Annotated in this window: 24 protein-coding genes; 15 read left to right on the forward strand and 9 right to left on the reverse strand. The window is 71.4% G+C overall.

Annotation, left to right across the window (positions count from 1 at the left end):
* Positions 1 to 36: 36 nt before the first annotated feature.
* A complete protein-coding gene (locus tag ACQ0O7_RS12055; protein WP_430782084.1) occupies positions 37 to 1,884 on the reverse strand; it encodes a heavy metal translocating P-type ATPase in 1,848 nt (615 codons plus the stop codon).
* 73 nt (positions 1,885 to 1,957) lie between these two features.
* Here ACQ0O7_RS12055 and ACQ0O7_RS12060 point away from each other — a divergent pair, with 73 nt between their 5' ends.
* The 5 genes from ACQ0O7_RS12060 (at position 1,958) to ACQ0O7_RS12080 (ending at position 6,168) form a co-directional block, all read left to right on the forward strand.
* Positions 1,958 to 2,278 carry an ArsR/SmtB family transcription factor gene (locus ACQ0O7_RS12060; protein WP_430782085.1) on the forward strand — a complete coding sequence of 107 codons (321 nt, stop codon included), beginning with the start codon at positions 1,958 to 1,960 and terminating at the stop codon, positions 2,276 to 2,278.
* Between the two features lie 67 nt (positions 2,279 to 2,345).
* A complete protein-coding gene (locus ACQ0O7_RS12065; protein ID WP_430782087.1) occupies positions 2,346 to 3,356 on the forward strand; it encodes an ABC transporter substrate-binding protein in 1,011 nt (336 codons plus the stop codon).
* Positions 3,353 to 4,357: a FecCD family ABC transporter permease gene (locus tag ACQ0O7_RS12070; protein WP_430782089.1), complete on the forward strand. Its 1,005-nt coding sequence runs from the start codon at positions 3,353 to 3,355 to the stop codon at positions 4,355 to 4,357. Before ACQ0O7_RS12065 ends, ACQ0O7_RS12070 begins: the two co-directional genes overlap by 4 nt.
* Complete coding sequence (locus ACQ0O7_RS12075) at positions 4,358 to 5,392, forward strand: FecCD family ABC transporter permease (RefSeq protein ID WP_430782091.1); 1,035 nt, start codon at positions 4,358 to 4,360, stop codon at positions 5,390 to 5,392. It begins immediately after the preceding gene.
* A complete protein-coding gene (locus ACQ0O7_RS12080) occupies positions 5,389 to 6,168 on the forward strand; it encodes an ABC transporter ATP-binding protein (RefSeq protein WP_430782093.1) in 780 nt (259 codons plus the stop codon). The genes ACQ0O7_RS12075 and ACQ0O7_RS12080 overlap by 4 nt, the downstream gene beginning before the upstream one ends.
* A 10-nt stretch (positions 6,169 to 6,178) precedes the next feature.
* Here the strand turns inward: ACQ0O7_RS12080 and ACQ0O7_RS12085 are convergent, their stop codons facing one another.
* From ACQ0O7_RS12085 to ACQ0O7_RS12095, 3 genes are all read right to left on the reverse strand, one after another.
* Positions 6,179 to 7,006 (reverse strand): flagellar M-ring protein FliF C-terminal domain-containing protein, encoded by an 828-nt coding sequence (locus tag ACQ0O7_RS12085; protein ID WP_430782094.1) that lies wholly within the window; start codon positions 7,004 to 7,006, stop codon positions 6,179 to 6,181.
* 88 nt (positions 7,007 to 7,094) lie between these two features.
* On the reverse strand, positions 7,095 to 7,517 hold the full coding sequence (locus ACQ0O7_RS12090) for a hypothetical protein (RefSeq protein ID WP_430782095.1): 423 nt from the start codon (positions 7,515 to 7,517) through the stop codon (positions 7,095 to 7,097).
* Complete coding sequence (locus tag ACQ0O7_RS12095) at positions 7,510 to 8,505, reverse strand: hypothetical protein (RefSeq protein WP_430782097.1); 996 nt, start codon at positions 8,503 to 8,505, stop codon at positions 7,510 to 7,512. The genes ACQ0O7_RS12090 and ACQ0O7_RS12095 overlap by 8 nt, the downstream gene beginning before the upstream one ends.
* A gap of 189 nt (positions 8,506 to 8,694) precedes the next feature.
* Between ACQ0O7_RS12095 and ACQ0O7_RS12100 the strand changes: the two genes are divergently transcribed.
* A complete protein-coding gene (locus ACQ0O7_RS12100) occupies positions 8,695 to 10,299 on the forward strand; it encodes a diguanylate cyclase domain-containing protein (protein WP_430782098.1) in 1,605 nt (534 codons plus the stop codon).
* Here the strand turns inward: ACQ0O7_RS12100 and ACQ0O7_RS12105 are convergent, their stop codons facing one another.
* Positions 10,300 to 11,850, reverse strand: coding sequence for an ATP-binding protein (locus tag ACQ0O7_RS12105; protein WP_430782099.1), 1,551 nt, complete (start codon positions 11,848 to 11,850; stop codon positions 10,300 to 10,302).
* A 66-nt stretch (positions 11,851 to 11,916) separates the two neighbouring features.
* Between ACQ0O7_RS12105 and ACQ0O7_RS12110 the strand changes: the two genes are divergently transcribed.
* A complete protein-coding gene (locus ACQ0O7_RS12110) occupies positions 11,917 to 12,219 on the forward strand; it encodes a GNAT family N-acetyltransferase (RefSeq protein WP_430782100.1) in 303 nt (100 codons plus the stop codon).
* 44 nt (positions 12,220 to 12,263) lie between these two features.
* On the opposite strand, the gene ACQ0O7_RS12115 is transcribed toward ACQ0O7_RS12110, so the two are convergent.
* Together ACQ0O7_RS12115 and ACQ0O7_RS12120 are read right to left on the reverse strand one after the other, a co-directional pair.
* On the reverse strand, positions 12,264 to 12,584 hold the full coding sequence (locus ACQ0O7_RS12115) for a hypothetical protein (RefSeq protein ID WP_430782101.1): 321 nt from the start codon (positions 12,582 to 12,584) through the stop codon (positions 12,264 to 12,266).
* Positions 12,585 to 12,626: 42 nt separating this feature from the next.
* On the reverse strand, positions 12,627 to 13,580 hold the full coding sequence (locus tag ACQ0O7_RS12120) for an FAD-dependent oxidoreductase (protein WP_430782102.1): 954 nt from the start codon (positions 13,578 to 13,580) through the stop codon (positions 12,627 to 12,629).
* A gap of 132 nt (positions 13,581 to 13,712) precedes the next feature.
* Here ACQ0O7_RS12120 and ACQ0O7_RS12125 point away from each other — a divergent pair, with 132 nt between their 5' ends.
* Positions 13,713 to 15,224 carry a diguanylate cyclase domain-containing protein gene (locus ACQ0O7_RS12125; protein WP_430782103.1) on the forward strand — a complete coding sequence of 504 codons (1,512 nt, stop codon included), beginning with the start codon at positions 13,713 to 13,715 and terminating at the stop codon, positions 15,222 to 15,224.
* A 176-nt stretch (positions 15,225 to 15,400) separates the two neighbouring features.
* Here the strand turns inward: ACQ0O7_RS12125 and ACQ0O7_RS12130 are convergent, their stop codons facing one another.
* Positions 15,401 to 15,838, reverse strand: a complete 438-nt coding sequence (locus ACQ0O7_RS12130) for an FCD domain-containing protein (RefSeq protein WP_430782104.1) — start codon at positions 15,836 to 15,838, stop codon at positions 15,401 to 15,403.
* A gap of 25 nt (positions 15,839 to 15,863) precedes the next feature.
* Positions 15,864 to 16,601, reverse strand: a complete 738-nt coding sequence (locus tag ACQ0O7_RS12135; protein WP_430782105.1) for a GntR family transcriptional regulator — start codon at positions 16,599 to 16,601, stop codon at positions 15,864 to 15,866.
* 233 nt (positions 16,602 to 16,834) lie between these two features.
* On the opposite strand from ACQ0O7_RS12135, the gene iolC reads away from it, so the two are divergent.
* From iolC to ACQ0O7_RS12170, 7 genes are all read left to right on the forward strand, one after another.
* Entirely contained in the window at positions 16,835 to 17,782 is a 948-nt protein-coding gene (gene iolC, locus ACQ0O7_RS12140) for a 5-dehydro-2-deoxygluconokinase (RefSeq protein ID WP_430782106.1), read from the forward strand.
* Positions 17,775 to 18,671, forward strand: a complete 897-nt coding sequence (locus ACQ0O7_RS12145; RefSeq protein ID WP_430782107.1) for a Cgl0159 family (beta/alpha)8-fold protein — start codon at positions 17,775 to 17,777, stop codon at positions 18,669 to 18,671. The genes iolC and ACQ0O7_RS12145 overlap by 8 nt, the downstream gene beginning before the upstream one ends.
* Positions 18,668 to 19,429 (forward strand): 5-deoxy-glucuronate isomerase, encoded by a 762-nt coding sequence (gene iolB / locus ACQ0O7_RS12150; protein ID WP_430782108.1) that lies wholly within the window; start codon positions 18,668 to 18,670, stop codon positions 19,427 to 19,429. Before ACQ0O7_RS12145 ends, iolB begins: the two co-directional genes overlap by 4 nt.
* Complete coding sequence (gene iolD, locus ACQ0O7_RS12155; RefSeq protein WP_430782109.1) at positions 19,429 to 21,291, forward strand: 3D-(3,5/4)-trihydroxycyclohexane-1,2-dione acylhydrolase (decyclizing); 1,863 nt, start codon at positions 19,429 to 19,431, stop codon at positions 21,289 to 21,291. The genes iolB and iolD overlap by 1 nt, the downstream gene beginning before the upstream one ends.
* Before the next feature lie 16 nt (positions 21,292 to 21,307).
* Positions 21,308 to 22,183 (forward strand): TIM barrel protein, encoded by an 876-nt coding sequence (locus tag ACQ0O7_RS12160; protein ID WP_430782110.1) that lies wholly within the window; start codon positions 21,308 to 21,310, stop codon positions 22,181 to 22,183.
* Positions 22,180 to 23,220, forward strand: a complete 1,041-nt coding sequence (locus ACQ0O7_RS12165; RefSeq protein ID WP_430782111.1) for a Gfo/Idh/MocA family protein — start codon at positions 22,180 to 22,182, stop codon at positions 23,218 to 23,220. The genes ACQ0O7_RS12160 and ACQ0O7_RS12165 overlap by 4 nt, the downstream gene beginning before the upstream one ends.
* Positions 23,221 to 23,293: 73 nt before the next feature.
* On the forward strand, positions 23,294 to 24,937 hold the full coding sequence (locus tag ACQ0O7_RS12170; protein WP_430782112.1) for a hypothetical protein: 1,644 nt from the start codon (positions 23,294 to 23,296) through the stop codon (positions 24,935 to 24,937).
* Positions 24,938 to 24,977 lie beyond the last annotated feature (40 nt).

Below are 24,977 nucleotides of genomic sequence, written 5' to 3' on the forward strand. Positions count from 1 at the left end.
GCCCTCGCGGGGTCACGCCGGGGCCGCCGCGCAGGCCTAGGACGGCCCGGGGCGCCATGCGGAGTCGCGGAGCAGGCGGAGGCCGTTCAGGGCGACCAGGATGGTGGAGCCCTCGTGGCCGGCCACGCCCAGGGGGAGCGGCAGGTGGCCGACGACGTCCCAGGTGACCAGGACGACGATGAAGGTTCCGGCGATCGCCAGGTTGGCCAGGACCAGGCGGCGGGCCCGGCGGGACAGCGCGATCACGGCGGGGACGGTGGTCAGGTCGTCGCGGACGATCACCGCGTCGGCGGTGGCGATGGTGAGATCGGCTCCGGCGCGGCCCATCGCGATGCCGGTGTGCGCGGCGGCCAGGGCGGGGGCGTCGTTCACCCCGTCGCCGATCACCAGCAGGCGCCGGCCGGCGGCGGTCTCCCGGCGTACCTCGGCGACCTTGTCCCGCGGCAGCAGGCCGGCCCGGACCTCGCGGATGCCCGCGGCCTCCGCGGCCCGCGCGGCGGCTCGGGGGTTGTCGCCGGTCAGCAGCAGCGGCTCGGTCCCGGTCAGCGCGCGCAGGGCGGTGACGGTGCCGGCGGCGGCCGGGCGTGGGCGGTCGGTGAGACCCAGGATCCCGGCGGGCCGGGAGTCGATCGTCACCTGTACGGCCGTCTCGCCCCGATCCTCCTCCGGGGTTCCGCCGGCCGTTCCGACCTCGACGAGCCGCCCGCCGACGATCGCCGACACCCCTTTGCCGGGGATCGACGTGAACGACGCGGCCGGCTCGACGGTGAGGCCACGGTCCCGGGCCGCGGCGACGACGGCCCGGCCCAGCGGATGTTCGGACCCGGCCTCGGCAGCCGCCGCGACCGACAACAGTTCGTCCTCGGTGACGGGATGGCACGGGCGGATCGTGGTGACGTACGGGAATCCGGTGGTGATGGTCCCGGTCTTGTCGAAGGCGACACGGGTGGTCCGGCCGAGGCGTTCCATCACGACCGCCGATTTGACCAGGACGCCGTGCCGGCCGGCGGTGGCGATCGCGGACAGCAGCGGCGGCATGGTGGCCAGCACCACCGCGCACGGGGACGCCACGATCATGAAGGTCATCGCGCGCAGCAGGGTCGGCTCGAACGCGGCCCCGAACAGCAGCGGCACGGTGAACAGGGCGAGCGTCGCGGCGACCATGCCGATCGAGTAGCGCTGTTCGATCCGCTCGATGAACAGCTGGGTGCGCGCCTTGGTGGCACTGGCCTGCTCGACCATGGCGCCGATCCGGGCGACCACACTGTCGGCGGCGGCCCGTTCGACCCGGATCCGCAGCAGGCCGGTGCCGTTGACGGTTCCGGCCCAGACCTCGTCGCCGGGTCCCCGGCCGGCCGGTAGTGGTTCGCCGGTGATGGACGCCTGGTCCACCTCGCTGTGCCCGGCGGTGACCCGGCCGTCGGCGCCGATCCGCTCACCCGGGCGGACCAGGATCAGATCGCCGGCGGCCAGATCCGCGGTGTCGACCACCCTCTCGGTGTCGCCGGTGAGCATGGTGGCCTTCTCCGGGGCGAGATCGAGCAGGCTCCGGACCGAGTCCTCGGTGCGCCGGGTGGCGATCGCCTCCAGGGCTCCGGAGGTGGCGAAGATGACGATCAGCAGGGCGCCGTCCAGCACCTGGCCGATCGAGGCGGCGCCGATGGCGGCGGCGACCATCAGCAGGTCGACGTCGAGCCGCCGCTCGCGCAGCGCCCGTAGTCCGGCCCGGCCCGGCTCCCAGCCGCCGGTGACGTAACAGGCCAGGTAGAGCGCCCACCACAGGCCGTCCGGCGCGCCGCCGAGCTGGGCCGCGAGGCCCGCCGCGAACAGGGCGGTGGCGGCGACGGCCCACCGGGCCTCGGAGACGGACCACACGATCTTCATGTGCGGCAGCATATATGCGCAAGCACGAAGATACGCAACTACGCAATCAGCGAAGGGGCACTATGCTGCGGAGATGCACGATTCGCTGCCCGATTTCGACATGCCCAGCGATGCGCAGGTGGATCTGGCCGCCGAGACGTTCCGGCTGCTCTCCGACCCGACCCGGATCAAGGTGCTCTGGGCGCTGCTCCAGGGCGAGACGTCGGTCGCCTGCCTGGCCGAGCTGGCCGGCACCACGCCGACCGCGGCCAGTCAGCATCTGGCCAAGCTGCGGATGTCCCGGCTGGTCACGGCCCGGCGGCAGGGCACGTTCATCTACTACTCGGTGGCCGATGATCATGTGCGCGCGCTGCTCGCCCAGGCGCTGGGACAGGTGGACCGCACTGACGGATAGCCAAACTGACCGATGTGTGGTTAGCCTGACCTAACTAGACGGACGTCAAGGGAACGGACTATCCATAATGCGTGCGTGGCGTGCGGTTCTGACCGTCGCGGTCCTCAGTGTCGCGATGGCGGGCTGTGGGGGCGGGGAGACGCCCGAGTCCGGGGCGAGTGCGGCGCCGGCCGGGCCGTGGTCGTTCACCGACGGGTCGGGCAAGGAGGTCAAGGCGGACACCACGCCGACCCGGATCATCGCGCACGCCGGTGAGGCGGCGGCGCTGATCTCGTTCGGGATCAGGCCGGTCGGGATCTACGCCGACGAGCCGGTCAAGACCGACCCGAACCTGAGGAACCTCGACCTCACCGGCATCGAGATCCTCGGCGAGGAATGGGGCAAGATCGACGTCGAGAAGGCGGCCTCGCTGCGGCCGGACCTGATCGTCGCCGACTGGTGGCCCGCCGAGAAGGCCAACAGCGGCCTCGAGGAGGGTGTCGACGAGAAGAGCAAGAAGATCGCCGAGCTGGCCCCGATCGTCGGGATCAGCCAGGGCAAGTCCATCGTGCAGCTGGCCGAGGGCTACGAGGCGCTCGCCAGGAGCCTGGGCGCCGAGGTGGACGATCCGTCGATCGCGGCGAACAAGCAGCGCTTCGAGGACGCGGTCACCAGGTTCAAGGCGGCGGTGGCGGCCAAGCCGAACCTGACCGCGATCGCGATGTCGCCCGCCGACGACAAGATCTACGTCGCCAACCCGGAGTACGCCCCCGAACTGCTCGACTTCCAGAGCTTCGGCCTCAAGGTGATCAACCCGGACAGCCCGGACAAGGGCTTTCCGTACTGGGAGAACCTGAGCTGGGAGAACGCCGACAAATACCAGCCCGACCTGATCCTGTGGGACAGCCGCGGCTACACCGACAAGGCCAACGCCGAGTGGGGTGGCAAGCAGCCGACCTGGTTCAAGATCAAGGCTGCGCAGGCGGGCGCCACGGTGTCCTGGCCGGCGTTCTGGATGCACACCTACGGTGACTTCGCCGCCGAGCTGGACAAGCTGACCACCGCGGTGGGCGCCGCGGACGAGAACATCGGCAGTTGACCGCCGCGGGAAGAAGCCTGGGACTGATCGTCCTGGGCGGTGTCCTCGCCGTCGTCGCGTTCCTCAGCATCACCCTCGGGTCCCGGGACATCGGGCTCGGGGAGGTGCTGGCGGCGCTCGGCGGCATGGGCGCGGACGGATCCATCACCAGCACCGTCACGCTGGAGTTACGCGTACCCCGTACGTTGATCGGGATCCTGGCGGGCGCGGCACTCGGCGTAGCCGGTGCCGTGTTGCAGGGCGTCACCCGCAACCCGCTCGCCGACGCCGGCATCATGGGCATCAACTCCGGCGCGGCGGTCTGCGTCGTCTTCGCCGTCACCGTCCTCGGCGTGCGCGGCGCCGGCGTCTACGTGTGGTTCGCGTTCGCCGGGGCGATCGGCGCGCTGCTGCTGGTCTACACGGTCGCCTCACTCGGCCGGGAGGGCGCCACCCCGATCAAGCTGGCGCTGGCCGGCGCGGCGGTCACCGCCGGGCTCGGCTCGATCACCACCGGCATCGTGATGACCAACGTGACAGCCCTCAACGAGCTGCGGTTCTGGCAGGTCGGCTCACTCGCCGGCCGCTATCTCCCGGTGCTCACCGGGGTCGCCCCGTTCCTGATCGTCGGCCTGATCGCCGCGCTCGGCCTCGGCCGCGCCCTCAACGGCCTGGCCCTCGGCGAGGACGTCGCCCGCGGTCTCGGCCAGCGGGTCACCGCCACCCGGGCGGCCGCGTTCGCCGTGGTCGCGGTGCTCGCCGGGGCGGCCACCGCGGCGTGCGGCCCGATCGTCTTCGTCGGGCTGGTCGTCCCGCACGTGGCCCGGTTCGTGTGCGGGCCCGACTACCGGTGGATCCTGCCGTACTCGATGCTGCTCGCCCCGATCGTGCTGCTCCTCGCCGACGTGCTCGGCCGGATCGTGGTGGCCCCCGACGAGCTCCAGGTCGGTGTGGTGCTCGGCGTGCTCGGCGCCCCGGCGTTCATCGGGATCGTCCGCTACGGCCGGATGTCGGAGGCCTAGATGACCACGACCGCGATCACCCTGCGCAACACCCGCCGCCGGCGCCTGCTCCGCGGCGTCACCGTCACCGTCGTGCTGGCCGCCGTGGTGACGGCACTGTTCGTGTTCACCATGATGGCCGGCAGCATGCGGCTCACCGCCGCCGAAGTGATCACCTCGGTGCTGCGCCTGCGCGACGACCCCAGCGTCGACTTCGTCGTGCTCGGCCTGCGCCTGCCGACCGCCCTCACCGGCCTCGCCGTCGGGCTCGCACTCGGCGCCTCCGGCACCATCTTCCAGCAGCTGCTGCGCAACCCGCTCGCCTCACCCGACTTCGTCGGCATCACCTCCGGCGCCGGCCTCGCCGCCGTCACCGGCATCGTGCTGCTCCAGCTCAGCGGACTCGCGGTCAGCGGGCTCGCCCTGCTCGGCGCCATCGCCGCGGCCGCCCTGATGTATGTGCTGGCCTGGCGCGACGGGGTCAGCGGCTACCGGTTCATCCTGGTCGGCATCGGCATCGCGGTGTTCCTCGACGGGCTGATCGGCTACCTGCTCACCCGCGCCCAGCTCTTCGAGGCCCGGCAGGCCATGCACTGGCTCACCGGATCCGTCGGCCAGGCCGAGGACGCCGAACTCGACCTCCTGCTGGCCGCAATCGTCGTACTCCTCCCGCTGGCGGTGTTCCTGCGACGCCACCTGCGGGCCCTCGAACTCGGCGACGACACGGCACGGGCCTTGGGCGCGCGCACCGAACTCAGCCGCGCCCTCCTCCTCGCCGTCGCGGTCATCCTGGTCGCCCTCGCGGTCTCCGCGGCCGGCCCGATCATCTTCGTCGCCCTCATCGCCGGCCCGGTCGCCGACCGCCTCCTCGGCCCGGCCGCCGGCGGCATCCCACCGGCCGCCCTCACCGGCGCGGCCCTGCTGCTCACCGCCGACCTGGTAGCCGTCCACCTGACGCCCACCCCGCTGCCCACCGGTGTGGTCACCGGCGCGGTCGGCGCCCCCTACCTGCTGTGGCTGCTCGCCACCACGAACCGACGAGGAGCCGGCGGATGAGCCGACTGCGCGCCCAGGGCCTCACCCTCGGATACGACCAGCGGCCCGTCGTCACCGAACTCGACGTCGCCGTCCTCGACGGCCGGGTCACCGCCATCGTCGGCGCCAACGCCTGCGGCAAATCCACCCTGCTGCGCGGCCTGGCCCGGCTGCTGCCGCCCCGCGCCGGCACCGTCTACCTCGACGGCCAGCCGGTCACCGGCCTGAGCACCCTGGACGTCGCCAAAGTCCTCGGCCTGCTCCCACAGAGCCCGATCGCACCCGACGGCATCACCGTCGCCGACCTGGTGTCCCGCGGCCGGTACCCGCATCAGGGCTGGTTCCGGCGCTGGACCGACACCGACCACGACGCCGTCGCCCGCGCCCTCGACGCCACCGGAACCGCCGACCTGATCGACCGGCCCATCCGGCAGCTCTCCGGCGGCCAACGCCAGCGGGTGTGGGTGGCGATGGCCCTCGCCCAGGACACCGACCTGCTGCTCCTCGACGAACCGACCACCTTCCTGGACATCGCCCACCAGGTCGAACTACTCCGCCTGCTGCGCCGCCTCAACGCCGAAGCCGGGAAGACCATCGTGGTGGTGCTGCACGACCTGAACCTGGCCAGCCGCTTCTGCGACCACATGATCGCGATGGCCGGCGGCCGGATCGTCGCCGAGGGTCCACCCGGTGAGGTGGTCACCGCCGAACTGGTCGCCAAGGTCTTCGGCCTGAACTGTGTGGTGGTCCCCGATCCGGTCGCCGGAACCCCGATGGTGGTCCCGGCCCTCGACTAGATCCGGTTACTTATCGGCCGCCGGACCAGCCACGGAGGACGGTGGTGGCCCGGCCGTGGTCGTCGGCGGCGAGCTGGGCGATCACGCGCTGGTTCTCCCGCCCGTGCGCAGCGGGAGGGAGAGCCGGGGGCTCACTGACCAGTTCGGCACGCAACGGGGGCAACGGAATCGTCGGCATCGGCGGCGGAGGTGACCGGCGGCGCCGGGACCGCAGAGCCACCACCAGAGCTACCAGGAACAGAGCCGACAGTGCCACGCCCATCAGCACCAAGTGCGGATCTGTCTCGGGCGCGGCCTGCGTCGCGGGGGTCACGACCGCCGGGAACGGCATCGCCGATACGGCGAGCACATCCCCACGGGCGGTGTCAATGCCGGCCGCCGCGCCCACCAGCTTCTTCAGCCGCGGCAGGTCGGCGGCAGCGGCCGAGTCGACGACCACCGCGACACTCAGCCGTTTGACACCACCCGGAGCGGTCCGCCGGACCTCTCGCAGGGAATTCAGCGCGCCAGTACGGGCGCTGCTGGAACTTTCCGACCGGGTCACGCCGTCAGCGGACGTGTACGACCGGCTGCTCAGGTTCTCGGCGAGCGCCCCCACCGCCGGATCCTGGGTGTAGGTGGTCTGCACCGACTCGACCTGCTCCAGATCCAGCTCGACGGCGGTGGTGACGGTCGCCCGGCCGGGCCCGACCACCGTGTCCAGCATCTGCTGTACAGCACTGTTCAGCCGGTCCTGATAGTCCCCGGCCGGTGTCGCGTATCCGGGCCGGGCTCCCAGGACAACGGCCGCGGTGACGAGGACGATCACGGCCCAGCCCTGGAACGTCCCAGCCCTCATCAACCCGCCTCCTCGATCCACCGGGTGCTGATCGGCGGCACCACCCCCGACCCCACCTTTCCCAGGGGTGCGATCCGGTTGCGATGCCTCACAGCTCGAAGACGGTCTCCGGATCGTCCATCGCCTGCCGCAGATTGTTGAGGTTGCCGATGTCCGCGAGGGGTGACGTTCGCGCCACCTCGACGATTCCCCCGACGACGGCCTGGATCGCGGTGACATCCCCGGATGCCAGCGCCTGATCGAGGCTGGCGAACAACTTTCTGTGAATCTCCCGCCGTTCCTCGAAGATCCGGTCGAAGTAGTCCCGTAGTGCGGTCTCCGACGCCTTGATCCGAGCGACCTCGGTTTCCCGGTAGGTCCGGAGCCGCTCGCGTTTGGTGCTCTCCGTCTGCGTCACCTGGACCGACTCGCGGACCACACCGACGATCAGGTTGAGCGCGTTGAACGCATCCATGGCATCGATATGCTTCGGCATCGGGGTGCCTTCGTAGACGTCGTTCCGGTCAGACATCCGCTGTCTCCTTGCGCGCGGCCCGGTAGTGAAAGATGAGTTTCTCGGTGTCCGGGTTCAATCCGCTGTCCTCGTCGGCGACGGGTGCGGTGGCCACCTCCTGGACCGCCTTGACCAGGATCAGGGCCTTCTGAAGGCGTACGCCGTGGACAGCCATGTCGAAATGTTCGGACTCCAGCAGGTCGAAGGCCTCTGTCGCCTCGGCGGCCAGCCGGCTGAGGACGTCGTGCTTCTCCTGCGCGCGCAGGCGTACCCCGCGGAAGAGTTCGTCGCGATGCGCGAACTTCTGGACCGCGATGTCGACAGCGGTCCGGACCTCGTCAGCCTCGGTTTGTTTCCTGCTGCCCTGCATCCATGTCGTCAGTCCCGCGGCAAGAAGCACCAGTCCGCCGATGGCGATTCGCTGTACCAATGTTCCGAGGGCCATCCCACCACCGCCGGACGCGATGCTGCCTCCGCCGAGATAGGCCCGTCCGGCACGTTCCGCGGCGGCGCCCCGCAGTTTGTTGATGGGTGTTCCGGTGCTGGCGCGCGCGAACTGTTTCACGCTGTGCCAGAGTGCCATCCACGCGGCGGGCCCGATGGCGGCGGTACGGAGAATGCCACGGGCCCAGTCCTCGATGTCCCCATCGAATCTCGGCAGCGCCGATACCTGGAGAACATGTGAGGAGTCGATGCCATCGAGGATCCGGTGTTCACGCATCAGGACCTGTTTGTTCTGGCGTACCAGGAAGTCCCGCATCCGGAAGACGACCTGGCGGTGTGCCTGCTCATGCAGTCGGCCGAAATCCTGGAGTGCAACGTTCGTCTTCTCGTGCTCGGTCAGGTGTGCAGTGTGACGATCGTTGTATCGGGTCGCGTCCTCCCGTTTCCGTGCCGCGGCCCGCTTGATCCGAATACCGCCGATGGCACCGGCTGTCGCGCCGCCACCTCCGGCGAGGACGCCGACCGCCATGAGGGCGAGCGGGACCGGCTGCCGGACGGCCATATTCAGTTCCTCCGCGGTGTTGCGTAAAGCTCGCGATCGTCTCGTCAGCGAACGTTATCGCCCACTTTTCGGGGTGGCCTCCGCCGGTCGGGCGGGCAATTCAGTCATCCCGTGGATTCCATTCCGCGTGTGGAACAGTTAGCGGCTCAGTGAACCGCTGCTGGTGCCGAACGGGGGAGGGTGAGTGTGGTGCGGGCCCGGGTACCCCGGCGGCGTCTGACCGCGCTGCTGTTGACCCTTCTGGTGCTGTCGGCCGGCACCGCTGTCTCGTTCGGCGCCTATCTGGCGGTCGAGACCGGGGAGGACCGGTACGCGGGGCAGCTGATGGACCGGTATGCCGCCGAGATCACCGACGCGGTCACCGACCGGGTGGCCCGCTACGGGGACACGCTCGCCGACCTGGGGTATGCGATCGGTGCCCAGACCGATCTGACCCGGGACGACTTTCAGCGGATCACCGCGGGGATCGTCGCCAACCGGCTGCCGGGGACCAGTGGTATCGGGTTCATCGTGCCGGCTACGACCGCGGAGGTTCCGGCCGTGCAGCGGTTCTGGCGTGGGCAGGGGGTCACCGGTCTGGTCCTGATGCCGAATCCGGCGGTCGCCGAGCACGAGTTCGTGATCTTCGAGAAGGGCTTCGACGGCCGTAAGGAGATGCACGGCACCGACATGACCGCCAGCCCGCAGGCCAGCGCCATGCTCACGGTGGCCCGGGACAGCGGCCGGCTGGCCATCAGCGCGGCCTATCACCTGCTGCGCGACGACGTGGTGGCGGCGGGCCTGCGGCAGTCGTCGGTGGCGCTGGCCACCCCGGTCTACACCGGGCTGGGCACGGCCGCCCCGGACCGGTTCATCGGCTGGTCGACGATGGGGTTGCGCGTTCAGGACTTCCTGTCGCAGACGCTGCTGGACCGGGGGCAGGGTGTGGTGCAGGCGCAGCTCGTCGACCCGGCGGGGACGGCGACAGTGCTGGCCGACGTCGCGCCGGGCAACCGGGTGGACGACCGCGATCTGGAACGCCACACCAGCATCACCGCCGGGCAGCGGCTGTGGCAGATCAGCATGTTCCCGACCAGCCGGTTGCTGTCGGTCACCGACCGGGGGCTGAGCCGGCTCACCCTGGCGTCCGGCACCGGGTTGACGATCATGCTGGCGGCGATGACCGCGGTGATGGCCGGCAGCCGGAACCGGGCGCTGGAGCAGGTCGACCGGGCCACCGCCGAGCTGCGCCGGGACATCTCCCGCCGGGAGCAGGTGGAGTCCCAGCTGCGCGAGCGTGAGGATCAGCTGCGCTATCTGGCGTTCCACGACCAGCTGACCGGTCTGGCGAACCGGCTGCTCTTCTACGACCGGCTGAAACACGCCCTGACCACGCATGCCCGGGGTGGGCGGCACTTCGCGGTGCTCTTCATCGACCTGGACGGCTTCAAGCAGATCAACGACGAGCACGGGCACGACGCCGGGGACACGGTGCTGCGGGCCATCGCCGGGCGGTTGCGGACCGGGCTGCGGGCCTCGGACACGGTGGCCCGGTTCGGAGGTGACGAGTTCGCGATCATCCTGGAGGGGCTGACCAGTGCCGCCGACGCCCGGCCGACCGCCGAGCGGATCATCGCGGACGCCCAGGAACCGATCATGATCGGGGCGTTCGCGGCGCGGGTGTCGGCCAGTGTCGGCATCGCGATCAACCAGCCGGGGTTCGGCGCCGACGACATCATCCGGGAGGCCGACACCGCCATGTACGCGGCGAAGACCAGTGGCAAGAATCGGTACGCGGAGGCCGGCGCGCCCTGATCAGTCCCCGTACGGCAGCCGGATCACGAAGGTGGTGCCGGGCCCGGCCCGGTCGGCGACCGCGATCGTGCCGTGGTGGCGTTCCACGATGGTCCGGGCGATCGCCAGGCCCAGCCCGGTGCCGGGGATCCGCGCGTCGACGGCCGTGGACGCCCGGTAGAACCGGCGGAACAGCCGGGGACGTTCCTCGGCCGGGATGCCGATGCCGCTGTCGGTGACGGTCCAGCTCACCCAGTCCGGTTCGACGCTGTCCGGGCCGGCGCTGACGGTCACGGTGCCACCGGCCGGGGTGTACTTGACCGCGTTGGAGAGCAGATTGTCGGCCACCTGGCGGAGCCGGTCCGGGTCACCGCGTACCGGCAGGTAGGGCGGCAGTTCGACGCGCAGCGTCAAGTCCTTGGCGTCGGCGGCGCCGGCACTGGTCGCGATGCTCTCGGCCAGCAGCCCGGTCAGGTCCAGCGACTCCATCTCCATTCTCAGGCTGCCGGATTCCAGCCGGGCCAGGTCGAGCAGGTCGCTGGTGAGCAGGCTGAGCCGTTCCGCGCTGCTGCCGATCACCCGCAGGTACCGCCGCCGCTCATCGGCCTCGATCCCGTCGTCGGCGAGCATCGCCACCGTGCCGAGGATGACCGCGAGCGGATTCTGCAGCTCGTGGGTGACCAGGGTGAGGAATTCGTCCTTGGTCCGGGCCAGGTCGATGGCGAGTTCCTCGGCCCGGCGACGCTCCAGGTACTGGCCGACGTGCGCGGCCAGCCCGGACAGCAGGCTGGTCAGGGTGGCGTCGGGTTTCTCGGCCCGGTCGCCGTAGACGCAGAGCGCCCCCAGCACCCGGGAGCCGCTGCGGATCGGCACCCCGACCGCGGCGTGCAGGCCGATCCGGGCGGCGATGCCGGGCGCCCAGCGGACCCGGCCGGTACGGTGCACGATGCCCGGCAGCCCCGATCCGGGCGCCAGTTCGTCGACGGCGAAACCGGCCAGGTCCCGGCCGGCCCGATTGTGCCGGGCGGTGCAGACCAGCATCTGCCGGTTCTCGTCGAACAGCCAGAGCTCGGAGACCGGCCAGCCCATCCGTACGCCCAGGGCCTCCACCACCCGGGCGGCGGCCACGGCACTGTTCGGGGCCTCGGCCAGACCCCGGGAGACGGCCGCCTCCACCACGGTGAACCGGCTGCCGCGCAGGCTCGCCGACACGTCGTGGGCGAGGGCGTGCACCACCTGGCCGGTGCCGCTGCCGGTGACCGTGAGCATGGTCGACACCGGCATCTCGTGACCGTCCCGGTGGGCCATGGTGAGCTGGATCCGCCGCTGCAGCAGCCGGCCCGGATCGCCCGCGGCCAGCCGCTTGAGCCCGGCCGCGTAGGTGGCCCGGTGCCGGGCCGGCACGATCAGCCCGGTGAAGTCGCTGTCGCACGCCTCCCGCCGGGACCAGCCGAAGGTCGCCTCGGCCGCCGGGTTCCACTCCACGATCCGGCCGCCGACGGTGACCGCCACGTACGCCTCGGACATCACCGCGAGCACCGCGTCCGAGTCGAGGAGTGTGGGACTTCGCATTCAACCCATCTTGCCCGGATATCAGGCCTCGGTGGGCCGGTTGGCGGCGCATGGTTGGATGGGCGCGTGACGATCACGGTGGCCGACGTGCCGGACAAGGGGCGTTTCGAGGCGCGGGACGATTCCGGCGCGCTCGCCGGTGTGGTCACCTATCAGGTGACCGGCCCGATCGTGGTCTACACGCACACCGAGGTCGATCCCGGCTTCGAGGGGCAGGGGGTGGGTTCGCTGCTGGCCCGCGCGGTGATGGACGACGCCCGCGAGCGGGGGCGGACCGTGGTGCCGATGTGCCCGTTCCTGGGTGAGTGGCTGGACAAGCATCACGAGTACGACAAGCTGGTGGCCCGCCAGACCCGAAGGATCAAGTGAACGGCTGACCGGCGCCGGAGTGGCGCCGGTCAGCACGGGTCACGTCACTTGCTGGAGTCGGCCAGCTGGGTGATCGCGACCGCGGCCCGGATCTGTGGGCTGCGGCCCAGGTCGCCGATGGTCCTGATGCCGAACGCCTTGTCCAGGGCGTCGGCGTCGGCCTTGCTCACCCCGGCGAGCGCGTCGACCGGAGCGTCCGGGAGGGCCTGCAGGTCGTGGTCCTCGAACTTCTTGTCGAGCAGCTTGTCGAGGTTGGCGTTGACCGTCATGTTCGTCCTTCCGTGCGGGAACACATCGCCGACACCGGGCACCGGCGCGCACAGCGCACAGCGCACCAGAGAATGGGGCACCGGATGATCGGGCACGAACCGGACAGTAGCACGTGTGACTGTACGGTTACTGAGGGTTCACTCCATCGTGGCGGGTGAATCGATCAGGGCGGCGATCCGGGCCGCGTCACCCCAGGACAGGGTGAAACCTGCGCCACCGTGGCCGTAACACGCGAACACCGGCCGCTCGAACCCCGGCACCACGCCCACCCGCACCCCGCTCCGGCCCGGCCGCAACCCCACCGCCCGGGACAGCACCGGCTGCCCCGACAACTCCGGGACCAGGGCACACACCCGGCGCAGGATGCCCGCCTCGATCTCCGGGTCGATCCGCTCGTCCCACGATCCGACCTCGCCGGTCCCACCACAGACCACGTCGGAGCGCCTGGGTACGACGTACGTCAAGCCCTCCGGATTCTGATCGTCGGTGATCCACTCGGTGAGCCCGGGGTTGGCCAGGCGCACCACCTGCCCCCGGATCGGGAAGCACGACCCGTCGCCGAGCAACGGCCCGGACCGCAGCCCGGCCGCCACCACCAGGGCGTCCGGGTGGTGCGCCCGCGACAGCTCGGCCACCGACGTCACCGCGGCCGTCTCGAACCGCACCCCCAGCGCCCGCACCCGCCCCCGCAGCCAGCTCAGATAGGTGCTCGTCTCGGCCAGCGGAACGGTGCAGCGCAGCCCGGTCGCGCCGTCCGGCCGGGACGGCGCCGGGGTGGTGTGCGGCACCGAACGGGTCCACGAGGTGTCCGGCTCGGCCTCCCGGGACAACACCGTGCCCGGCCGCATGTGCACCCCGGTCGCCGGATCGGCGGCGAGCACCTCCAGGCGGCGGTAGGTGGCCGCGGCCGAGTCCAGCACCTCGGCGGTGTGCTCCACGTCGTGCGGGAACCAGACGGCGGCGGCCACCGCGGACACACTGGCCCCGGCGTCACGATCGGCCACGATCCGGACATCGTGCCCGGCCGTCGCCAGCTCGTGCGCCACACTCAGCCCGATCACCCCGGCCCCGACCACTGTCACAGCGCTCACTTCTCCAACCTATCCGCCGATCCGACTAGCAGACCGGTGGCGACCTGGTTGCGGAAGTCACCGGACCGCTGCATCGCGGCCGGTGGCTGCCGATGATGGCGACAGCGACGTGAGAAGGGGGAGGCGGCGTACGTGACGCAGGCTCTGTTGAACCGTACCGACCCGGGTGAGCCGGTGGACGTGGCGGTCATCCGTGCCGGCGACCCGGGATCGGACCTCGACGCCGAACCCGACGCCGCCCGGCAGACGAAGGTGCTGTGGATCTGGCGGATCTGGCTGGGGCTGGGTGTTCTGTACTGTCTCGTCCAGGCGTTCGCCACCTCGACGAGCCCCATCGGCGGGCTGATGACGACCCTGCTACCGGTGATCTTCTCCGGTGGCATCGCGGCCGGCGTGTGGCTGAACCGCCCCACGCCGAAGTGGCCCTGGCTGTTCCTGGCCGGCGCCGGCCTGATCACCATCGTCGGCTACGGCTTCTACTTCGCCGGCGCCGCCCACATCGCCATGCCGATCTTCATGACCATCTACCCGGTCGAGGCGGCGGCTCTGCTGTTCATCGTGCGCAGCGCCTCCTGGCGGCAGGATCGGGCGGGCATGCTCGACGCCCTGATGATCAGTGTCGGGCTGGGGCTGGCCTGCTGGCTTCTGGTGATCACCCCGCTGATGCGGATGCACAGCCAGATGCTGGGCGACGTCTACGCGGCGCTGTTCCCGTTCGGCGACGTGCTGCTGCTGGGCGTCCTGATCCGCTTCTTCACCTCGATGGGGCAGCGCAACGCCGCGTTCTGGCAGATCAGCGCGTCGTTGGTGCTCCAGGCCAGCACCCACATCTTCGGCCTGGTGATGCTGGTTCTCGCCGTCGACGGCCCGGACGCGAGCGCACTGTCGTCCTTCGCGCCCTTCCTGATGGCCGGCGCGGCCATGCACCCGTCGATGCGGATCCTCACCGGCCGCCCGCTGCGCCCGGTCTCCGACATGTCCCCGCGGCGCGTCATGCTGGTCAACCTCGCCTGCCTGGCCGCCCCGGCGCTGCTGCTCGCCCAAGGGGTGCTGCAGGGCGGCCGGGTCGACTGGGTCGCCGCCGGGATCGGCTCCATCCTGCTGTTCGTCCTGCTCACGCTGCGCATGGTCGACCTGGTCGGGCAGGTGCAGGACAAGGCCCGCCAGCTGGACGCGGTCGCCCACATCGACGCGCTGACCACCCTGCCGAACCGGCGCGCCTGGGATCTGGAGCTGGAACGCCGGATCGCGGCCGCCCGCCGGCACGGCACTCCGGTGGTGGTGGCGATCATCGACCTGGACTACTTCAAGCGGTACAACGACGAGTTCGGCCACCAGGGCGGCGATGAGCTGCTCACCAGTGCCGCCGCGGCGTGGAAGGGGCAGCTGCGTCCGGAGGACCTGCTGGCCCGCTACGGCGGGGAGGAGTTCGGTGCGATCTTCGACCACGCCAAGCTGGGCGACGCGGACCGGATCATCGAGAGGTTGCAGTCGGTGACGCCGCTGGGGCAGACGTTCTCGGCCGGTGCCGCCCAGTGGAACGGCACCGAGACCGCCGAGGAGCTGCTGGCCCGGGCCGACACGGCGCTGTACGCGGCGAAGCGCGCCGGCCGCGACCGCGTCTTCGTCTCCGCGACCCGCTGACCGGCACGGTCACCGCGCGTGCCACCCTGCGGTGCGGATCGTGCCGGAAGGTGGCACGCGGGGTTACCTCGTGTGCCGCGCTGCGGTGCGGATCGCGCCGGAGGGTGGCACGCACGGTTACCTCGTGTGCCGCGTTGTGGTGCGGATCGTGCCGCAGCGTGGCACGCCGGGTGGGGTCAGAGCAGGCCCTGGTGCCGGGCCAGGTGGCGGTCGAGGATGCGGGAGTAACCGGCGAAGTCGTGCTCGCGCAGACGGTCGCCGAGCTCCAGATGCTCGGCGAAGGACTCGGCCGGCTCCAGGTCGGCGACGGTCAGCACCAGGCGGGCGAGCCGCAGCTGATGGTCGCGCAACGGGGCGAAGAGGCGCTCGGCGACCGGGTTGCCGGACAGCCCGACCACGGCGAGGTGGAAGTCGGCGCCGGCCGCCATGAACGTCGCCATGTCCCCGGCGGCCATCGCGGCGGCCTGCCGGTCGAGGGGGTCCCGCAGCTCGGCGGCGATCACCGCGGGGTCCCGGCGCAGCGCGGTGACCCGGGCCGCCGCGGTCCGTTCCAGGGCCTCACGCACCTCGAGGACGTCGGTGACCTCGTCGACCTGCAGGAGCCGTTCGGTCATCGCTGCATCGTCGCATGCGCCCGCCTCACCGATTGAAGACGGTCACCTCGATGGCGTAGTGGTCGGCCCGGTACAGGTGGTCGGAGTATTCGACGGCCGCGCCGGTGCTGTCGAACGACGTGCGCTGCATGCTGATCAGCGGGGTGTGCGGGCCGATGTCGAGCAGCCGGGCCTGGGCGGGGGTGGCGGCTTTCGCGGTGATCCGCTGTTTGGCGACGGCCGGCCGGCCGTTCCATTCGCCCATCAGCCGGTAGAGGCTGCGGGTGGCCAGCGCGTCGCCGTTGAGGCCGGCGAACCGGGGTGGCAGCCAGTTGCGCAGCAGGGCCAGGGGCATGCCGTCGGCGAGCCGCAGCCGTTCGCAGTGCACGAGTCTCTCGTCGGCGGCCAGGCCGAGCATCCGGGCGGCGTGCCGGTCGGCGCAGTCGGTCTCGTAGGCGAGCACCCGGGTCTGCGGCTGCCGGCCGGCCGCGGCCAGGTCGTCGAAGAGGCTGGTCAGGGCGACCCGGCGGCGGACCTGGACGTCGGTGACCCGGGTGCCGACGCCGCGTTTGCGGGTGAGCAGCCCCTTGTCGACGAGTTCCTCGATGGCCCGGCGGATGGTGGGCCGGGAGATGTCCAGGCTGTCGGCCAGTTCGATCTCGGTGGGGATGCGTTCGCCGGGGACCAGCTCGCCCCGGTCGATGGCCTCTTCCAGGCGACGGCCGATCTGAAAGTAGATGGGGACGGGGCTGGTGCGGTCAATCTCAAGGGGCGGCATCGGCATCGGTGGGCACCTCGCTCGCGGCGAACCTTTGTCAATCGTGTGCGGTGCCCGGCGGGGACGCGCCGACCTGGCCACATAGACGGAGGCTCATTGACAGTTGCGGAAGTTTGTCAGTGCGTTGAGAACAATGTCAAGACAAAGTCTTGACGTGATCGACATCTCGGCAGAGGCTGCTCACACGTGCCGCGGAAACCGTCGCGACACGCTGCTGTAACGCGCCCTTTGGAGGTGAGATGCGGGATTTCGAGGTCGTGACGATGGGTCGTGTCGGCGTCGACATCTATCCCTTGCAGACCGGAGTCGGCCTGGCGGATGTCACCTCGTTCGGCAAGTTCCTCGGCGGCAGCGCCACCAACGTCGCGGTCGCCGCCGCCCGGCACGGCCGCCGGACCGCGGTGATCACCCGGGTGGGCGCGGACCCGTTCGGCACGTACGTCCACCGCACCCTCGGCGAGCTGGGCGTCGACGACCGGTTCGTGTCGGCGGTGCCCGGCCTGCCGACCCCCGTCACGTTCTGCGAGATCTTCCCGCCGGACGACTTCCCGCTCTACTTCTACCGGCAGCCCACCGCCCCCGACCTGATGATCGACCCGGCCGAGCTGGACCTGGACGCGATCACCGGGGCCGGGATCTTCTGGGCCACCGTCACCGGCCTGTCCCAGGACCCGAGCCGCTCCGCGCACCAGGCCGCCTGGCAGGCCCGGGGCCGCCGCCCGCTGACCGTGCTGGACCTGGACTACCGGCCGATGTTCTGGGCCGACGAGAAGACCGCGCACCAGGCCGTCCAGGAGGCGCTGCCGCATGTGACGGTGGCCGTCGGCAACCTGACCGAGTGCCGGGTCGCGGTCGGCGAGGACGACCCGGACCGGGCCGCCGCCGCGCTGCTGGACGCCGGCGCCGAACTCGCGGTGGTCAAGCTGGGCCCGGACGGCGTCCTGGCGAGGACCAGAGACGATGTGGTACGCGTACCGCCCACCCCGGTCGACGTGGTCAACGGCCTGGGCGCCGGGGACGGCTTCGGCGGGGCGCTGTGCCACGGCCTGCTGGCCGGGTGGCCCCTGGACCGGCTGATCCGTTTCGCCAACGCGGCCGGCGCGATCGTCGCCGGCAAGCTCGAATGCTCGACCGCGATGCCCACCACCGCCGAGGTCGAGCGGGTCCTGGAGGCCGGACGTGTCTGACGACGACTTCGCCGCACTGCGCGGCCTGCGCGCCACCCGTCCGGAGGCGGTGGCCGAGGCCGCCGCCCGCCGGGTGCGCCGCCCGCTGCTGGCCGACCCCGGTGACCGGCTGATGCTGGTCGCCGCCGACCACCCGGCGCGGGGCGCGCTCGGTGTCCGCGGCGACGTCGGCGCGATGGCCGACCGGTACGAGCTGCTGCGCCGGCTGCGGACCGCGCTGCGCCGGCCCGGCGTCGACGGGGTGCTCGGCACCGCCGACGTGCTGGAGGACCTGCTGCTGCTCGGCGAGCTGGACGGCAAGATCGCGATCGGCTCGATGAACCGGGGCGGCCTGCAGGGCACCGTGTTCGAGCTGGACGACCGGTTCACCGGGTACGACGCGGCGGCCATCGAGCGGATGCGGTTCGACGGCGGCAAGATGCTGGTCCGGATCGACCCGGACGACCCGGGCAGTGTCCGCACCCTGGAGGCCGGGGCGCGGGCCGTCGACGACCTGGCCGCCCGTGGGCTGCTCGCCATGGTGGAGCCGTTCCTGTCCCGGCGGGGCGCCACCGGCTCGGTGGTCAACGACCTGAGCGCGGCCGCGGTGGCCCGGTCGGTGGCGATCGCCGCCGGACTCGGCGGGACCAGCGCGTACACCTGGCTGAAGCTGCCGGTGGTGGAGGACATGGAGGCCGTGATGGCGGCCACCACGATGCCGGCGCTGCTGCTCGGCGGGGACCCGTCGGGGAGCCCGGAGGAGACGTACGCCGCCTGGGGTAAGGCCCTCGCCGCTCCGGGCGTGCGCGGTCTGATGGTCGGCCGGGCCCTGCTCTACCCGCCGGACGGGGACGTGGCCGCGGCGGTCGACGCCGCGGTGAAGCTGGTGCGGGCGGGAGTGGCGGCATGATCGTGACACCGGAGTCGGCGGGCTGGGGTTACAGCGGCCTGCGGGTGGTGACCATCGAACCCGGCGGCCGGCACACCCATCCGGCCGGCGCCGACGAGATCGTGGTCGTGCCGCTGGCCGGGGCCGCGGTGGTGGAGACGGACGGCGGCGACCGGGCCGTGCTGTCCGGCCGGGAAAGCGTTTTCCACGGGCCGACGGACGTCGTCTATGTGCCGGTGGGCGCGGAGACGACCCTGCACAGCGCCGGCGGGGGACGGTTCGCGCTGGCCACCGCGCGGGCCACGGTGCGCAAGCCGTTCCGGCACGTGCCGGTCGCCGAGCAGCGGATCGAGATGCGCGGCGCCGGGGTCTGCTCCCGGCAGGTGAACAACTTCGCCTCCACCGACGTGCTGGACGCCGACCGGATCATCGCCTGCGAGGTGCTCACCCCGGGCGGCAACTGGTCGTCGTACCCGCCGCACAAGCACGACACCCTGGAGGAGATCTACTACTTCGAGGTGGCCGGCGACGGGCCCGGATATCAGCGCGCTGACGGTGTGCGGGAGGTCCGGACCGGTGACGTGGTGCTGATCCCGGACGGCTGGCACGGCCCGTCGATGGCCACCCCGGGGTACGACCTCTACTACCTGAACGTGATGGCCGGGCCCGGCGAGCGGGCCTGGGTGATCGAGGACGAACCCGAGCACGCGTGGGTGCGCGACACCTGGACCGGCCAGGAGATCGACCCGCGGCTGCCGTTCGGGAAGGGACAGAGCTGATGAGACTCACCGTGGGCCAGGCCGTCGTGCGGTTCCTGGCCGCCCAGCGCACCGAACGCGACGGGGCCGAACACCGGCTGATCGAGGGCTGGTTCGGCATCTTCGGGCACGGCAACGTGGCCGGGCTGGGGCAGGCGCTGCTGGAGGCGGAGCTGACCGACCCGGACGCGGTCCCGTTCCGGCAGGCCCGTAACGAGCAGGGCATGGTGCACGCGGCCACCGGGTTCGCCCGGCAGCGCAACCGGATGTCCACACTGGCCTGCACCAGTTCGATCGGGCCGGGCGCCACCAACATGGTCACCGGGGCCGCGCTGGCCACCGTGAACCGGTTGCCGGTGCTGCTGCTGCCCGGCGACGTGTTCGCCACCCGGGTCGCCAACCCGGTGCTGCAGGAGCTGGAGGACCCGCGCGGATTCGACGTCAGCGTCAACGACACGCTGCGCCCGGTGTCGCGCTTCTACGACCGGGTGTGGCGCCCGCAGCAGCTGCCGTCGGCGCTGCTCGGCGCGATGCGGGTGCTCACCGATCCGGCCGAGACCGGCGCGGTCACCCTGGCCCTGCCGCAGGACGTGCAGGCCGAGGCGTACGACTTCCCGGACGAGCTGTTCCGGCCACGGACCTGGCACGTGCCGCGGACCCTGCCGGAGCCCGGTGCGCTGGCCCGCGCGATCGCGGTGATCCGGTCGGCCGAGCGCCCGCTGATCGTGGCCGGCGGGGGAGTGATCTACTCCGAGGCGACCGCGGCGCTGCTGGCGTTCGCCGAGGCCACCGGCATTCCGGTGGCCGAGACCCAGGCGGGCAAGGGCGCCATGCGGTACGACCACCCGCTCGCTCTCGGCGCGGTCGGTGCGACCGGCACCACGGCGGCCAACGAGTTCGCCCGGGACGCCGACGTGGTGATCGGCATCGGCACCCGGTACAGCGACTTCACCACCGCTTCGCGCAGCGCGTTCGCCGCGCCCGGGGTCCGGTTCGTCAACATCAACATCGCCGCGTTCGACGCCGCCAAGCACGCCGGCGAAGCGGTGGTGGCTGATGCGCGGGCAGCGTTGGAGGCACTCCAGGCGCAGCTCACCTATCAAACAAAAGCGGCATATCGCGAAAAATCGGCTGAAAAAGTAAAGGCCTGGGACGCCGTCGTCGAACACGCCTACCACCTGGGGCACACCCCACTCCCCGCCCAGACCGAGGTCATCGGCGCGGTCAACGACGCCGCCGAACCCCGTGACGTGGTCGTCTGCGCGGCCGGCTCGATGCCCGGCGACCTGCACAAACTGTGGCGCACCCGGGACCCCAAGGGCTACCACGTGGAATACGGCTTCTCCTGCATGGGCTACGAGATCGCCGGCGGTCTGGGCGTGAAGCTGGCCGCCCCCGATCGTGAGGTCTTCGTGCTGGTCGGCGACGGCTCCTACCTGATGATGGCGCAGGAGCTGGTCACGGCCGTACAGGAGAAGGTGAAGTTGATCGTGGTCCTGGTCCAGAACCACGGTTACGCCTCCATCGGACGGCTCTCCGCGTCGGTCGGCGCCCAGCGCTTCGGCACCGCCTACCGCTACCGCGACGAAGCAGGCCGTCTCGGCGGCGGCACCCTCCCGGTCGACCTGGCCGCCAACGCGGCGAGCCTGGGCGCGACGGTGCTCCGGGCCACCACCGTGGACGAGCTGCGCGACGCGCTCGCCGAGGCCCGCGCGGCCGACGGGGTGACCGTGGTGCACGTGGACGCCGACCCGATGGTGGACGCCCCGTCCAGTGGGTCCTGGTGGGACGTGCCGGTGGCGGAGGTCTCGTCGCTGGAGTCGGTCCGGACCGCATACCAGAAGTACGTCGACGACAAGCGCGCCCAGCGCGACCACCTCTAAGAAGGAGGAGACAGCCATGACCGGCTTCACGGAACGCATCGGCGGCGCCCCGATCTCCTGGGGTGTCTGCGAGGCGCCCGGCTGGGGGCACGAGCTGCCCGCCGACCGGGTCCTCGCCGAGATGGGCGGGCTGGGCCTGCGCGCCACCGAGCTGGGCCCGACCGGCTACCTGGGGCAGACCCCGGCGGACGTCCGGGTCACCCTGGACCGGGCCGGGATGGGGCTGATCGGCGGCTTCCTGCCGGTGCCGATGCACGTCTGCACCGCAGACGATCTCACCGAGGCCGCCGCGGCGATGGACGTGCTGGCCGCCGCCGGTTCCGAGGTGGTGGTGCTGGCGGCCCGGTCCGCGGACGGCAGCTACGACCACAAGGTGCACCTGACCGAGGCCGAGTGGCACACCCTGTTCGCCACCCTGGAGACACTGCAGCGGATGGCCGGCGAGCGCGGCCTGCGGTCCAGTCTGCACCCGCACGTCGGCACCGCTGTGGAGAGCCGGGAGGCGGTGCTGCGGGTCCTGGACGGCAGTGACGTGCCGATCTGCCTGGACACCGGGCACCTGCTGATCGGCGGCATGCAGCCGGCCGAGCTCCTCGAACTGGCCGCGGCCCGGATCACCCACGTGCACCTGAAGGACGTGAACCTGGCGGTGGCGGCGACCGTGCAGGACGGCAGCCGGGCGTACATCGACGGGGTCCGGGCCGGTCTGTACACCCCGCTGGGCGCCGGTGACGTGGACATCACCGGGATCGTCAGCGCTCTGGAAGCCGCCGGGTACACCGGCTGGTACGTCCTCGAACAGGACTGTGCCCTGGCCGGCCCGCCCGCCGACGGCACCGGGCCGGTCGACGACGTCCGCAGCAGCCTCGCGTTCCTCAAGGAGATCCGATGACCACCATGCTCGAACCCGACCAGGCCGGGATCGGCGGAACCACGGTGAAGCGGATCGGGATCATCGGCACCGGCATCATGGGCGCCGACCACGCCCGGCTGCTCACCGGGGCGGTCTCCGGCGCGTGTGTCGCCGGGGTCTTCGACCTGGACGCCGAACGGGCCGGTGGGGTCGCGGCGAACAGTGGTGGCGCGCGGGTGTTCACCGACCCGTACATGTTGATCAATGATGACGGCATCGACGCGGTGCTGATCGCCTCGTCGGACGCCACCCACGAGCAGTTCGTGCTGGCGTGTTTCGCGGCCGGCAAGGCGGTGCTCTGCGAGAAGCCGCTGTCCCCGACCGTCGAGGGCTGCACCCGGATCCTGGAGGCCGAGGTCGCCGCCGGCCGCCGGCTGGTCACGGTCGGGTTCATGCGCCGCTTCGACCCCGGCTACACCGACCTGAAAGCCCTGCTCAAAGAGGGTGCGGTCGGCACGCCGCTGATGCTGCACAACGTGCACCGCAACCCGGCCGCGGTGCCCGGCCTGCCCAGCTCGGCGCTGATCACCAACTCGGCGGTGCACGAGCTGGACATCACCCGGTGGCTCTTCGACGAGGAGATCACCGAGGTCACCGTGCACACCCCGCGCGCCACCGCGGAGGGTGGCGGTACGCAGGACCCGCAGCTGCTGATCCTGCGTACCGAGTCCGGGGTGCTGTCCGACGTGGAGATCTTCGTCAACGCCCGGTACGGCTACGAGGTGCGCTGCGAGCTGGTCGCCGAGGCGGGCACCGTCACCCTGGACGCGCCGCCGCCGACCTCGCTGCGCGCGCGTGGTCTGCACGCCCGGGAACTGCCGGCCGACTGGCGGCCCCGATTCGCCGAGGCGTACCGCCGGGAATTGCAGGACTGGATCGACGGCACGGACCGCGGGGCGACCGCCTGGGACGGTTTCGCGGCCACTTTCGTGGCGGCTGCCTGCGTGGCCGCCCTGGAAAGCGGCGAGCGGCATTCCGTCAACCTTCCGGAAGTTCCCGCGCTGTATCGCCGCTGACCTTTCCGGGCCGTCTGCAGAAAGCGCTTTCCGATTTTCTCACGTCATTAGGTTCATTAGGAAAGAGGACGACGTGACCGATCCTGATCCCGTCTTCACCGCCCGGGTCCGCGCCGCTCTGGACCGGGAGGTCGCCGGGATCCTCGCCGAGGACGCCGGCCGGTGGCGGTCGATGCAGCACCGCCGGCTGGCCGAGCGGGTGCGGTCGCTGACCGCCGCCTGGCGGCACACCGGCGACGAGACGCTGCTCGAACCCGCGCGGGAGCTGACCGGGCTGCTGCGCGGGCTGCAGAACCCGAGCGGCCTGTTCCGCGGCGGCGACAACGTCGACTCGCCGCCGGACTCCGCGTTCAGTGTCAACGACCTGGCCGACGCGGCTCTCCTGCTGCGCGGTCACGCCCTCGCCGACGATCTCGGCGGGCTGCTCGACTCGATGACTCCGGCCCTGCTCAAGGGCGGTGTGCACACCCCGAACCACCGGTGGGAACTGTCCGCCGCGCTGGCCCGGCTGCACCGCCTGGACCCCCGGCCGGCCCTGCGGCACCGGGTGGAGCAGTGGCTGGCCGAGGGTGTCGACATCGAGGACGGTCTCTGGTCCGAGCGCAGTGCCAACTATGCCGCGTACGTCTCCAACCCTTCGCTGCTGACCATCGCCGACGTCTTCGACCGCCCCGATCTGGCCGACGCGGTGGCCGCCAACCTGACCGTGACCCTGGACCTGCTGCTGCCGGACGGCACCGTGGAGACCGTGCTGTCCCGGCGCCAGGACCAGAAGTGGCCGGTGCCGTTACGCGCCTTCCTGCTGCCGCTGCGGCTGCTCGCCGTCCAGCGCGGCCGGGGTGATCTGGCCTGGGCCGCCGGGCTGGCGCTGGAGCAGGGCATCGACTCGCCGGGCGGTGCGGCCGCGGCGCTGCTGCTGCATCCGGCGATCGGGCGGGTCCTGCCGCCGGCGAGCCCGCCCGATCCGGTCCGGCGACGACATCTCACCGCCGCCGGTACGGTCGCCGCCCACCGCCCGGGCCGTGCCGCGGTGGTGTTCGGCGGTTCCGATCACGCCCGTCACCAGCGGATCCGTTCCGGGCTGGCGAACTCGCCGACCTTCCTGCGGCTGTATTCCGGCGCCGCCGTCCTGGACAGCGCCCGGTTGTCCCGCACGTTCTTCGGGCTGGGCCCGTTCCGCTCCGACGGCCTGATCCTCGACGGGGACACCGCGCATCTGCGGGAGGCGGTGTCCGCCGCGTACTACCAGCCACTGGACGTCACTGACCGTGATGAACAGGGGCGATATACCGTCGGTGACGACGGCCGGTTCAGTGCCGCGATGGACTTCGCCCGCCGCGCCCGCGACCAGGTCACGCTGACCACCGACGTCCGGGTGACGCTCACCGAGACCGGCGCGGACCTGCAGGTGGAGGTCGCCGGGGCGGTGGTGGACTGGTCCTTGGAGCTGGCCTTCCGGCCGGGTGGCGAGCTGTCCGGCGCCACCGCGCTGGGTGACGGCCGATGGCATCTGGAGTCCGGGCCGGCCACCTACCGGGTCGGCGACGACGCACTGACCGTGACCGTCCTGGAAGCCCCGGAGACGCCGTCCGAGGGTGGCCCGGGGTACCACCCGGGCGAGGAGTACGAGTTTCTCGGCGGGACCGACGCGGCGGGCGGAGTGCGCCTCTACGTGACCGGAAAAGCCCCCTCGCGCCTGAGCCTGCGCATCAATTAGGAAACGTTACCGATGAGTGCCTGCCGAGAATAGGCACAAG

Source organism: Actinoplanes sp. G11-F43 (assembly GCF_050589265.1).
Classification (GTDB): domain Bacteria; phylum Actinomycetota; class Actinomycetes; order Mycobacteriales; family Micromonosporaceae; genus Actinoplanes.